A 13531-nucleotide genomic window follows, 5' to 3' on the forward strand; every position below is an offset into this window, starting at 1 on the left:
ATGGAAACAAAGAAAGCACCACTTATACGCACCATTTTCGGTATGATGATCAATCCGGCAGGGGTATTGAAAAATGCCCTTATGAGAACAAAATGGTATTTTTCAATAGGGGTTTCAGCCTTTGCTTTTGGTTTGTTTTTCATTCAGACCGGTTTGGATTTATATAAGACCGGTCAAAAAGGTTTTTGGTTTGTTTTGTTTTGCCTTATTATTGGTTTGTTGTATGGTATGTTGGCCATTCCCCTATTTGCAGTTGTCATATGGTTGGTCCTAAAAGTATCAAAAGCAGATATAACAATTCTTGAAACCATATCTGCCTTTTGCCTAAGCTACAGTGGAGCACTTATTTATGGACTTATAGGTATAGTTTTTTCCTTAGTGCTTGGCTGGAATACCTCTATAGCTTTTGGGGTCACCGGTGTGCTATGGGCCATTGGACCGATGATGTATACCATACGTGAACTCACGGGTGGCAACCATAGGCTCAGCATTCCAATTTCATCCTTGGTAGGTGTTATTGTATTGCTTTCATGGTCAACACTAGGCAGATTTTAGGGGAGGGTTATTCATGGAGATGTCAACATATAAAAGTAGCGGTTTAAAAACATGGATTCGTAGGATTTGCTTTATGGTTATCGGTGTATGTGCATTAGCTAATCCCATGGATTTTTTTAATATTTATAACATTCTATTTGGTCTCATGATTGGTCTGTTTTTTGGTTTTCTATACAGAAGATTTCTGGGTGCCTTCTTAAATTTATTTAACCATCAATTCAAAAAAGAAAGAGGTAAGGCGGTTATAAAAGAAGCGGTTGAAATGGGTATGCTATTTCTAACACCTTTCACGATTATGTTATTCCTCGCTACATTTGGTTTAAGGTGGTCGATGACTTTAGGCTTTATTTCTGCTGGCATCATGTCTGTTGGAACAGCATCCGCAATTGAGATGGGCAAAATCAAGGGGAAGCAAGAGATAAAAAATACAATTGCAACATCGGGTGTTTCTTTTCTATTTGCGATAGCATGGACACTGAGTATACCGCTTATGACAAAAGTACCTGCATATATAGAAGGTGGTATCAATTTGGTGAGATCACTAGCTGGGGGAGGAGGTTTTGGACTATGAGAAAAAGTATGGCTAGAATTATGGTTATTTTTATACTTGCAGTCAACTTTTTGCCAATGCTCTCAATGGGGGCAGCTAAAGAACCTAGATTACCTAATGAAAAAGTCATTGCCAAATCAGGTATGTGGTACAGCGAGTATATGGATTTTGATGGGAAATCCAGTTTGATTGTGGGCTATACAGGCGGTATGGTCTCGGGTGAAGCCAATGATGAGGAAGCATCATTAGAAACCCACAATGTACAGATTCCAACGAGCTACACAGAAGTGACAAGTTATATTGGGCCTATGAAGTTTAATGTTAAGGATATGACAGTTATAACAGGTGTATATATACCCTTTGAAGGTACAGGCATTGGCCCGATGGAACTGTATATTCAAGACAGTAGAGGAAATATTTATCAAGGTTTTGAAGGGACTACTGATGTTATTGGTGGTATTGGGGCTTCAGATGAGGATGGCAATTTTACGGCAAGTGACAGAAATACTTCATATTTCTTCGCACCCTTGATGGATATGATATTGCCATCCGGAGATTATACCCTCGTTCTAGACGGTAATGATATTCCTATGAGCACATTCCTTGTAAAAGGAATGGACTACGCAGCATATGAAAAATACTTAGATGCTTTAATGGAAAATACCCTAGAAGAGGAGGAAACAACAGACGGAGAATATGACCCTTATGTTAGTTTTGGAGAAGAAGAGCTATTAGAGTTATATGAGTTGTATATAGAGGATTGGGAAGCCGATTATGAAGATACGGGCATGGGCTCGACTACGGAACTGTTAGCGCCGTCTTTCTATTTTGATAGCGAAATGTCATTGGATCAGATTATACTCAATACTTACAACCAAGGTATGGGCGCAATACCGGGTACAATCTTTGTACTGGATGAACTGGGGAACGAGGTGGCCAGTATACATGCTCAAGGTGGTAGTCTTGGGGATGTACCCAATGGTCTGTGGCAAGCAACACCTAGTATTCTGTTGCCGGCGGGTCAATACTATTTGGACATGAGTGACCCTATGGCCTTAAACTATGATGAACTTGGAAATCCGATATTTTATATTGGAGCGTCTTTACCCGCACCACCCATGACGGATTTTACCGGAACTTATAAGATATGGTTGGACATGTATAAGACCAGAACATTAATGGGACCGGTATCTGGCGGTGAACGTAGTTTTTTCCTTGAAGACTATCCTCTTAGTGTATTGGATTATGGTGAGACCATCGAATTGTTAGGTCAATATGAAGGCGTACCTTTTTCACAGATTTGTACGGTGACTAAGCGTGATGAAAACGGTTTGACCGCACAGTTTAGTTTTGCAGCAGATTTAACCAATCTTCCATATAAAGCAAACATAGCAGCAATATCTGAAGTAACCCTAAAGAAAGAAGTTAATGGTAGAATTACCATAGGTATGGCTGGGGAAGGTTATTACTCGAGAGCTGCCAGTAAAGAAAAGGGCGCAGATGAAAACACCTATTCCTTAAGTCTGCGTGGTGGACGTGTCAAAAAAGAATTACCGCCCTTTGTAATGGCAGCCCTTAGAAAAGCTTATGGTGTCGGCAATATTCCAGGACCAAACACGCCATTTGAAGCGGGTGTCGGTATGCTGTTTCCACCTCTAGTAGGGTTGGTGGTTAGTGTCATATTAGACCTACTTAAGCCAAAAGAACTTGTCACTGAACTGAGTGTAGGTGAACAGGCTATGAAAGATGCCAATAACGCCTTAGGTAAAGGCCTTGTCAATGAAAGAGAAGCGGACGCATGGAAGAAGTTGGCGGATGCACTTGGTAATTCAGGCGGCGATCCTGAAGATGCAGTGTCTGTAGGGGATAATGAAATCATAAGCAGTGGATCATCAGGCGCTGATTCAAGTGGATCTTATGAACCGGAAGATTACGGCGTAGAAGAAGCGAACAACGAATATCCTGAGGAATATCCCGAAGAATATCCAGAAGAATATCCAAAGGATTATGGAAATGATGATGCGGGTAGTATGGAGACCTCAAATGAGGATAAAGCAGAAGGCTATGAAGAACCTATACCCGGCATTGTGGAAGAACCGGAGAGTATGGTTATTACAACCACCCACAATGGCGCTCAAGAATTGATTGTAAGAGATCCTGCAACAGGTGGATGGGTGAATGCAGAAACAGGGAATCCTTTTGATCTGGAGAAGCATCAAAAAGAGTCACCGGGACAGTTTGAAGATGTTAAAAAACATCTTGAACATAATAAAGAACTTGAAAAAAACGGACAAACAGCTATGCAGCAAGCTATGAAAGAAATAGATGACAAATACGAGCAAGAAATGGCCACCATTCAGCAAGAAATCGACAAAAGAAAAATGGATCAATTGAAAAAAGATATGGAATGGCTAGAGTATGAACAGGAAAAAGCCAATAAAGGAAATAGCATCGGTAAGATTATAGGTGATTCAATCATCAACGCAGGTGACGAATTGGTAGAAACAGCAGTGATTGTTAGTACAGGTATTTCTAATGCGGCAAAAGAGGCTAAACGGACCATAGATGACGTAAGAAGAGATCCATCTATAATTACAAAAGCTATTGAAGATTCTATTGATGACATTAACAAAGGTTATGAACTTGCAAAAGAGACAGCCAAAAGAACCATTGATCAAATTGTAAAAAATCCCGAGATTGTCGTGGAGACAGCGATTGATTTAGGCAAAAAAACAGGAAAAGTGGTTGTTAATGTTGGGAAGGCCATCATCAACACAGTTAAGGATCCGAAAAAAGCATGGGAATTCATTAAGAGTACAACAGGGATAGAGGATTTTGAAAAATCATGGGACCCTAATATACCTTTGGTTAAACGTATCGGCCATGTTGCAACGGGTACGATCAAGCTAGGTACGACCATAGCAAGCGTAGGTAAAGCAGGAACAGCCATCAAAAAAGGTGTTGGGAAATTAGGTGGCTTGGTTGACGATCTTGTAAATATTGGTGGTAAGAAAATGGTAAATACCGGTATGAAAGTTACAAAAGGTATAAAACCTGCTTTGAAAATTAAATCGGGTCTTGGCTATAAAACATCTAACAAACTACCAAATGTAGATGGTATGACGCAGAAATCTAAGATCATTGTACAGAATACTGCGGATGATTTTGGGGTACAGATTCATACACGACCGACAACCCAAAATGCAAAAAACTGGATTGAATCCGGTAAAGCAATTCCAAAAGGTCAAGACATGAAAGCGAAGACGTTGGATATTGTGGATGAAATACTTGGTGGACCCAAGAATAGTGATGGTCTTGTGGGTTATTATAAGCCTAAATTGCCGCCAAAGGATGTTATGAAGTCGCTTAGTCCTAAGACACAAAAAGAAATCGTTCAGAAATATATTGATCGACGTAGAGAGTACAATAAGCTTGGAAAAGTTATGAAGCAGTATGAAGCGCAAGGCAAGTATAAGGTTATTGACGGACGTGTTTTGGATGTTAAGACGAACAAATACATCACTGGCGATTTAGATGGTTATGATATCACCAATTTTGACGGTACCGCTGTACGTCCATCGGTTAAAAAACAAGTGATGAACAAACTAGGAAAAACACCGGATTCTAATGTTATGCACGAAGATTTGATGTCATGGGTTAAAGAAGAAGAAGCTTTTAATCTAAAAGCAAAAGCAAAAATGATTAACGCAGCAAAAGAGGGAGAAAAAGGCTTAACAACCTTCAATCCTATGAACAAACCAACATCTACTTATCAGACAGGCACTAAGATACCAATTGACAAGTTGGATAACGTCTTGGAAGGCAACTGGGATGGTATACCGGATGATGAGGTGAAAGCTATAAAAGAATTGTTTAGAAGCTCAGGCATGGAGGTGGGATAGCATGGAGAACTCAAGCAAAGGATTAGAACGCCGTCAGATACTTACCCGTCTATTTGAACTGGATATAAAGTGGAAACAGCTTATAGAAACAGATATGTCTACTGAGGCAGTGAATCAGGAAATGGAAGTTTTAGCTGAGGCTTATTTGGACCAATTGCCAAATGTTAACCTATCCAGATGCCCATTTACAGGAGAAAGCCTAACACTAACTATGGATGTGGATGGGATGGATGGTCTTTGGTGGAACAATGAATCTCCCAAAAGACCGGAACCAAAGTTACCTAAGACATATTTCGCTATGGATGGTGCATTGAAACTAGAAGCGTCATTGGAAGTGGCCCCCTTTATTGCAACACCCGGCCCGGATGTACCTTTTGTGATTCCTAGGTTATTGGCTTTTGATCAAGTAAAAGCCGTGTTATCAACCGTTAAGATAGGTGCACATACCGGTTATGTCATTATTTATTATGCCGATCCCATGTTGGAAGGCGAAAAGCGTGTCAATGACTGGGGTACAGACCGATACTGGGAGGATACAGATGCTTTTTCCGGTATGGTATCACCTGGACAATGGGTCAGTGTGACACCACACATAGAGGACTACGATTTTGATTTGGCACCTTATATCAGAAGTGGTAAGCTTTTGTGGATAGAACCACAAGATGAAAAACTTTTATTAAAAAGTGTGGTGAGTGGTTGTCCTTACTTAGAACTAGAGGGCAGTCATTGGCCCAAGTTCATACAAGATGGTCAGATGTGGGAAGATGATATGACCCTCGAATTTGAAGAGGAAGCAATAGATAAAAGCGAACTCATGAAAAAGATTGAAGCATTTGAAAGGAGTGAGGGGTAGATGGTGGAAAATACAACACTCAAGGTATTTGAAGTAGCAGAGCGTGATATGTTGGCTCTATTTACAGAAGAACTGAGTATAAAGCCGGAAAAAGAATCTATATTAATGAGACTAAAGCCGGTTAACCAAGATCAACAACAATCTTTTAAGGTAACTTATGGTGCCTACCTAGAGGATTCCGATTTTGCAAAAGTTGGACGTATTATAGGTAAGCCGGATGTTGTTCTAGATCAAAGAATCGGTGGAGGTAGTACTGGACTTGACCAAGTTTGGTTATATAATAGTAGGAAAGAAGGCAAGGCCGTGGTTAGTGTGTCAAAAACCACAGAGGGTAATTATGTCTTAGGTCTCTATAATCAATTTGATTCTTATATTGACTGGTGGGTGAATCGCTATGGCGGCGATTGTGAGACTACGGTAGCCAACTATATGCCACCTAAAATCAGATTTGAAGCGTTTCTATTCTTACTTCATAGCATAGATATGTTTCGGAGAATTACTTTTGAAAATATGTTGGCGTATCGCTTTTCTGAAGATTTGACTTTGACTTATACTGATTTTGCAAAGAAGATGAGTGAAGCCATTGGTAGTCATGATATTCGGTGGCTACTGCCGGCCTTTTTGGCATTAACACCCGGCGCATTAGAAGAAGATATAAAACTAGAAGCAAAACACGCTTCTCTTTTAATGGATTTGAATTTTTTGGAAAATGCAGGACAAAGGGATGACGGTGATGTTATAATGACATTTGGTGAAGCCGGACGTGTAACAGGCGTAGAGTTTTATAGAACATGGCTTTTGGGATCGGGTCTTGAAATAAAAGTAGCTGGTAATGATGGCTTTGAGACAAAAGGCAGATTCTTCATTGCACCAACAGCCTTATGCAATCACTTTGTTCGTATAGAAAAAGAAACAGACGGTCAGCTTTATGCCAATCATCAAGCTTATACAAAAGAGCAGCTCATCTATCAGTTGAAAGCGCAAGTAGGTACTGTTTTTGAAAGCGACAATCAAGAGGTTGAAAAATTTTGTAGTCACTGTAACAACCAAGTGCCTGTAGATGCCTTATTCTGTAACAAATGCGGAAATAAGTTAAACTAAAGCAAAAGGAGTGCTACTTACGGCACTCCTTTTAATAACTGTAAAAAGGAGAAAGACGATGACGATGAAAGAAAAGATGACAAATCTATTGAATCAGGAAGTCGTATTGCAATTTGATACATTTAGTAATAAAATGGCCCTTGAAATTGGCTTATTGCTTGTCGAAGAAGCAGAAAAAGAAAATAAGCCGGTTACCATTGATATCACCAGGCACAACCATCAACTATTTCATGTAGCTATGGAGGGGACCTCAGCAGACAATGACACTTGGGTCAGAAGAAAGTCCAATGTGGTTAATCGATTCAGCCACAGTTCTATGTATATGAGTCTTAAGTTAGAAGTTAAAGGTGGAACAATGGAGGAAGCTTATTTTTTGAATTCGGCTGACTTTGCAGCCCATGGTGGATCCTTTCCAATTAGGATAAAGGATACAGGTGTCATTGGAACCATAACTGTTTCAGGACTACCCTCAGAACAAGATCATCAAATGGTTGTCCATGTATTAAGTCAGTATTTAAAAGTTGGTTTTGACCCTATAACCAAAGTTGATATATAAATAGCTTTTATGAAATAAAGACCCCATTGTAGACGAAAGGACGAAAAAATGACAAAACTGTCAGCTAAAGTATTTAAAAGAGAACTTAAACAACGCATATTACCTTTTTGGAGAAATCTCAGAGATCCTCAATATGGAGGTTTTTTTGGATATGTTCACCATGACTTGACCATAAATAAGCATTGCGATAAGCATGCAATAGCAACGGCTAGGCTACTATGGGGATTTTCGGCAGCTTATAAGACGCTGGGTATCAAAGAAGACTTGATCATGGCCGAACATGCCTATGATTTTTTGGTCAATGAATTATACGATAAAACCAGTGGTGGTTTCTTTGCTCAGGTTACATACAAAGGTGGTCTTGTTTCAACAATGAAACATACGGTTTTTCAAGCCTATGTATTGTATGGTCTTAGTGAGTATTACAGCATAACGAACAATCAGGAAGCCTTGTTGCATGCAAAAAGACTCTTTTATCTGATAGAAGAAAAAGCCTTTAGTGATAAAGATAATAAATATATAGAAGCTTTGGATGGCAGTTGGATACCAAGTGACAAAAATATAATGGCGCGGAAGGATTTAGCATTCGACAGAACAGGGGTATGTTACCTTCACTTATTAGAAGGTTACACCAATTTATATAGGATTTGGCCGGACGCAAGTTTGAGAAATAAAATACAATGGCTTTTAGACCTATTAGATCAAAAGATTTATAATCCAGATGCAAAAGGTTTTGGTATTTATTTTGACGAAAACTGGAAACAGGTATCTGATAGTGTATCTTATGGTAGAGACATTGAGAGTTCTTGGTTGATTTGGGATGCCATGACAACCATTGGATATGAGAATGATCATTTCAGATCAAAATTATTAGAGGTAGTATACAACACATCTGAAGTCGCCTTACAAGAGGATGGTTCTTTTTACATCGGAATGGAACAAGGTCTTGTTGACCGACATTTGTGGTGGTATGCCCATACAGAAGCGATTATTGGCTTTTTTAATGCCTATGAGATGTCAGGTGAAAAGATGTATTATGAGATGTCAAAAAAGGTATGGCATAGAGCTGAAAAACTATTCATAGATGTCAGAAAAAATAGTGAATGGTTAGCCTGCATAAATCCTGATGGTAGCATTAGGACGGAGGAAGCTATGGTTACAGAATGGAAGACATTTTATCATACAGGACGACTTTGCTGCGAAATGATAAAAAGACTCAATCGTAAATAAAGATAAGTGGGGTTAGATTAGCGTATGGTCAAGGTCTTCTTAGAGTGGTATAATATGTTATAAGGCGAGAGTTTTTTATATTTAAATGTTAAATATTTATCATGAGGAAGAGGAAAAGGGCATGAGTATGTTCATTAAAGTTAAATCATATATAAAATCAGTTATAGATCGTTCCAATACACCAACCAAAGCCAAAATCAATGACGTCAAAGGCTGGCCTATTGCGTATGTTGCAGGATCGGCAATAGGCATCACACTGCTTCTGGAAATATTAAGTCGACGTTCATTTATGGATGGGCTAGGCTATGCCTTTCGTAATCCAGGCATGTTCTTTTACAATGCGCTTATCGTGTTGTTCACCTTGTCATTAGCCGAGTTGCTAAGAAAAAAAGACTTTTTCTTAGTACTAATATCTGTTTTATGGATTAGTTTGGGCGTCGGTAATTATGTGGTATTAGGATTTAGAACAACACCTTTAGCTGCAATTGACTTTCATATACTTAAGTCTGTTGCGAGTATCGTACATATTTATTTGAGCAACTTCCAGATTGTTATCATTGGGATTGCTCTGGTTTCAGCGTTGTTGGCTATTGGTATGGCATGGAAGAAACTGCCCAAAAAGCAAGTTTATTATAGAAAAGCGATTATAACAGCAGGGGTGCTTATGGGGTTAATGTTTACGATGCCTAACTTTGCTTCTGAGAAGGTTGCTTTCTCAGGTGATTTTGGTAACCTTGCGGATGCTTATGAGGACTACGGGTTTGCATACTGTTTTTCTACAAGTGTTGTTGATAGAGGGATTAAGAAGCCGGCAGGTTATGATGAGACAAGTATGGACGAAATACTTGGCAGGTTAAATGAGACCCAAAATTTGAACACAGATCAGGTAAAGCCAAATATTATTATGGTTCAGCTTGAATCATTTTTTGATGTCAACCACTTAAACACAATGCGATTTTCTGCAAATCCAGTTCCCAATTTCACCAAATTGAAAAAAGAATTTGCATCGGGATTTTTGACAGTTCCCTCTATCGGAGCCGGAACTGCTAATACAGAATTTGAAGTTCTTACGGGTATGAGTTTGGATTATTTCGGGGCAGGTGAATATCCTTATAAAACCATTCTTCAAGAATCGCAAAGCGAGTCTATACCTTACAACTTGGCAGAATTGGACTACAAGAGTCATGCAATTCATAATAATACAGCAACATTTTATGACAGGGATAAAGTGTTTTCCAATCTTGGTTTTGATGGTTTTAGTTCAATTGAGTATATGGATGAAATGACCTATTCACCTATTGGTTGGGCTAAAGACAAGCATTTAACAACGGAGATACTAAAAGCGATGACGTCTACTAGCCAAAGAGACTTTGTATTTGCTATATCCGTACAAGCTCATGGCAAGTATCCGGAAACTCCGGTTGATGATAATCAAAACATTTATATACAATCGTATATGGAAGAAGAAAAAAAAGTAGCCTATGAGTATTATATCAATCAATTGTATGAAGTTGACCAGTTTGTAGGGGCGTTGGTGGACACCTTAAGTACCTTTGAAGAACCGGTGATGTTGGTGCTTTATGGTGATCATTTACCAAGTTTTGATATTAAGAATGAAGATTTGGATCATCATAACCGTTATCAAACAGAATATGTTATTTGGCGTAATGATCGGTCAACCGAAGGAAAAAAAGATTTAGTAACCTATCAGCTAGGTTCATATGTATTAGAACAGTCCGACATAGATCAGGGATTGTTAACGAAGTTGCATCAAAATTACAGCAACAGTCCGAGTTATCAAGAGGCACTGGTAAAGCTTCAATATGATATGTTGTATGGTGAAAAATTTGTGTACAACAATAAAGAACCTTATGTTCCAAAAACCTTAAAAATGGGATTTTCAAGTATTGGTATAAGTAAAGTCAAAGAATTTGGAGATCAAATTCATGTCGAAGGTTATGGATTCACACCTTGGAGTAAAGTCTATATAAACGAGAAGGAAATAGATACGACATATATTGATGCTCATACATTAATTATTGAGAAAAGAGAACATATTGAAGAGGATGAACTTTGTGTTGTGCAACAAAGCGACAATAAGCAGGTCTTAAGCCAAACAAAAGCATGGCGCTTCAATCGACAGATAAGGAGAACAAAATGAGAAAGAAACTAAAGGTATATAAGGTTTTATTTGGTATAGTGTGTATGATGCTTCTAATCTCAGCATGTCAAAAGTCACAAGAAGCCATAACGGTAAATCCAAATGAGGATAGTATGAATGAAGAAAGTGAATCAATCATCCAGGAAGAAGCTCAGCCGATTAAGGCGGTTGTTAGAGTGGGAACCCTTAAGGGGCCAACTGGTATGGGTATGGTAAGACTAATGGAACAATCTGAAAAAGGAGAAACAACCCTTAACTATACCTTTGAAGTACTAGATAGTCCTGATGAACTGGTGAGCAAGATTATCAGCGGGGAAGTGGATGTTGCTGCTGTACCAACAAATGTTGCACTCTTACTATACAATAAGACGGAAGGTGAGGTAATGGTTGCCGCTGTTAACACTCTGGGTGTACTGTCTTTACTAGAAAACGGAAACGAGATTCATGAGATCAGTGATCTTAAGGATAAAACAGTTTATGTAAGTGGTAAAGGTGCTTCACCTGATTTCATTCTACAGTTTTTACTAGAAAAAGCCGGTTTGGTTATAAATCAAGATGTGACATTAGCATACAATCTTCAGCATGCAGACTTGGCGGCAGCTATGGCGGAAGGCGATGTTGCTATTGGTCTATTGCCTCAGCCCCATGTAACCACGGCGATGATGAAGAATCCCGAACTAAGGATTGCAGTGGATATGACCAAAGTGTGGGAAGAAGCCAATGTAGGCAATCAATTGGCAATGGGTGTTCTTGTGGCACAGACTGCCTTCGCTAAGACCAACCAAGAGACGCTTAACTTATTTTTAGAAGAATACGAGGCATCTGTGGTCTATGTAAATGAAAATATTGAGGAATCAGCCCAGTTGGTTGAAACGATGGGTATATTGCCAAGTGCAGCTATTGCCCAAAAAGCCATACCTTTTTCAAATATTGTGTACATTGATGTTGATGAAGCAAGACCCTTTTTAGATGCATACTTTAAGGTGCTTTATGATTTTGAACCGAATTCAATCGGCGGGAAATTGGCAGATGATGCTTTTTATTATGAGAAGTAGAAGATGGATCAAAAGACTTGGGATTGGTTTGTTATGGTTAGCGCTTTGGCATCTTACATATAAGGTCGTTGACCGTGCCTTATATGTGCCATCCGTGATGAGTGTTATTAAGGCCTTACTTGGCTTAGTTGTAGATATTAGATTTTGGCAGATCATTGCTGCATCCATATACCGGGTATTGGCAGGTCTTTTTCTTTCACTTATATTTGGTGTTTTCATGGGTGTTGCATGTGGTTTGAATGGATGGTTATATGATTTTATCAATCCAATTGTCAAAGCCATTAAAGCGACACCTGTTATATCATTTATTATCATTGCATTAATATGGTTTAAATCAACGAATGTGCCTATTTTTATAGGTTTCTTAATGTGTTTTCCGATCATATGGACCAATGTGGTTGCTGGTATCCGGAATATAGATATTAAGCTTATTGAAATGGCGAAAGTCTATCAGCTGAAAAGAGCTGTCATCATTAGAAAAATCTACTTGCCACATATTAAGCCCCTTTTTACAACTGGGGTTATTATGGCATTGGGTCTTGGGTGGAAGGTGAGTGTAGCGGCAGAGGTACTTAGCCACCCCCAATATGCGATAGGTAGTAATCTTCATAGTGCTAAAGCTTATCTGGATACACCCCTGCTTTTTGCATGGACCATCGTGGTGATTGTATTAAGCTTTATGTTTGAGAGCTTTTTTACTTTATGGACAAAAGAAAGTAGGAAAACATCATGATTTTATCAATAAAAAACATACATAAATCTTATGGGAATCTGAATGTATTACAAGATTTCAGTTTGGAACTGGATAAAAGTCGAATTCATTGCTTTTTCGGCCCTTCAGGTTGTGGTAAAACCACATTGATGCATGTGATGGCAGGTATTTTGAAGCCGGATTCAGGCGAAATTATCATACCTAAGGACATACGTTTTTCTTATATATTTCAAGAAGAAAGATTATTACCATGGATGACGGTTGAGGAAAATGTAGCACTGGTCTTACAAGACCTTAAGGATCAGGGAAGTATTGAAAGACAAGTAAAAGCCAGTCTTTCGTTAGTTGAGCTCAATGATTTCGCGAAGTATTTTCCCAGTGAACTTAGTGGTGGGATGCGCCAAAGGGTATCAATAGCAAGAGCTTTCGCCTATGAAGGCGAGGTGTTGGCCATGGATGAACCTTTTAAAGGATTGCATTTAAAGTTAAAACAAAACCTAATGGATGCCATTTATAAGTACTGGACCCTTCATAAACCGTATACTTATTTTATCACCCATGATATTGATGATGCTCTATATATAGCCGATGATATATACATTTTTGACGGACCACCTATGCGACTTGTAGAGAAAATTAATATTCAGATACCTCATGAACTTAGAAAAGACCATCCTGAGCTTCTAATGGATTACAAAATCAAACTATCTAACCAGACGACAAGTTTGACACAACCATCAAACTAAGTTTCACTAAATCACTAAAATCTATAGATTACGTTGATACATTCATAACTATAGATTCTAGTGAAAGTTCAACTATAAGTTTGACACTTTAACCATAGTATAATATATTA

Annotated in this window: 11 protein-coding genes; all 11 read left to right on the plus strand. The window is 38.7% G+C overall.

Annotated features, from left to right (window positions below):
- The gene (locus tag PATL70BA_RS11945) at positions 1 to 555 is read left to right on the plus strand and encodes a hypothetical protein (protein WP_125137572.1); all 555 of its coding nucleotides are present in this window, start codon (positions 1 to 3) and stop codon (positions 553 to 555) included.
- Between the two features lie 13 nt (positions 556 to 568).
- Positions 569 to 1126, plus strand: a complete 558-nt coding sequence (locus tag PATL70BA_RS11950) for a hypothetical protein (RefSeq protein ID WP_125137573.1) — start codon at positions 569 to 571, stop codon at positions 1124 to 1126.
- Complete coding sequence (locus PATL70BA_RS11955) at positions 1123 to 5007, plus strand: hypothetical protein (RefSeq protein ID WP_125137574.1); 3885 nt, start codon at positions 1123 to 1125, stop codon at positions 5005 to 5007. The genes PATL70BA_RS11950 and PATL70BA_RS11955 overlap by 4 nt, the downstream gene beginning before the upstream one ends.
- A 1-nt stretch (position 5008) precedes the next feature.
- Positions 5009 to 5860, plus strand: coding sequence for a hypothetical protein (locus tag PATL70BA_RS11960; RefSeq protein WP_125137575.1), 852 nt, complete (start codon positions 5009 to 5011; stop codon positions 5858 to 5860).
- Positions 5861 to 6961 carry a zinc ribbon domain-containing protein gene (locus tag PATL70BA_RS11965; protein ID WP_125137576.1) on the plus strand — a complete coding sequence of 367 codons (1101 nt, stop codon included), beginning with the start codon at positions 5861 to 5863 and terminating at the stop codon, positions 6959 to 6961.
- 58 nt (positions 6962 to 7019) lie between these two features.
- Positions 7020 to 7517: a heme-degrading domain-containing protein gene (locus PATL70BA_RS11970; protein ID WP_125137577.1), complete on the plus strand. Its 498-nt coding sequence runs from the start codon at positions 7020 to 7022 to the stop codon at positions 7515 to 7517.
- Between the two features lie 48 nt (positions 7518 to 7565).
- A complete protein-coding gene (locus PATL70BA_RS11975; RefSeq protein ID WP_125137578.1) occupies positions 7566 to 8747 on the plus strand; it encodes an AGE family epimerase/isomerase in 1182 nt (393 codons plus the stop codon).
- 121 nt (positions 8748 to 8868) lie between these two features.
- A complete protein-coding gene (locus PATL70BA_RS11980) occupies positions 8869 to 10908 on the plus strand; it encodes an LTA synthase family protein (protein WP_172596229.1) in 2040 nt (679 codons plus the stop codon).
- A complete protein-coding gene (locus PATL70BA_RS11985) occupies positions 10905 to 11963 on the plus strand; it encodes an ABC transporter substrate-binding protein (RefSeq protein ID WP_172596230.1) in 1059 nt (352 codons plus the stop codon). The genes PATL70BA_RS11980 and PATL70BA_RS11985 overlap by 4 nt, the downstream gene beginning before the upstream one ends.
- A complete protein-coding gene (locus tag PATL70BA_RS11990; protein ID WP_243115918.1) occupies positions 11953 to 12696 on the plus strand; it encodes an ABC transporter permease in 744 nt (247 codons plus the stop codon). Before PATL70BA_RS11985 ends, PATL70BA_RS11990 begins: the two co-directional genes overlap by 11 nt.
- On the plus strand, positions 12693 to 13421 hold the full coding sequence (locus PATL70BA_RS11995; RefSeq protein WP_125137582.1) for an ABC transporter ATP-binding protein: 729 nt from the start codon (positions 12693 to 12695) through the stop codon (positions 13419 to 13421). The genes PATL70BA_RS11990 and PATL70BA_RS11995 overlap by 4 nt, the downstream gene beginning before the upstream one ends.
- Positions 13422 to 13531: the final 110 nt, after the last annotated feature.

It is taken from the genome of Petrocella atlantisensis, assembly GCF_900538275.1.
Lineage (GTDB): Bacteria > Bacillota > Clostridia > Lachnospirales > Vallitaleaceae > Petrocella > Petrocella atlantisensis.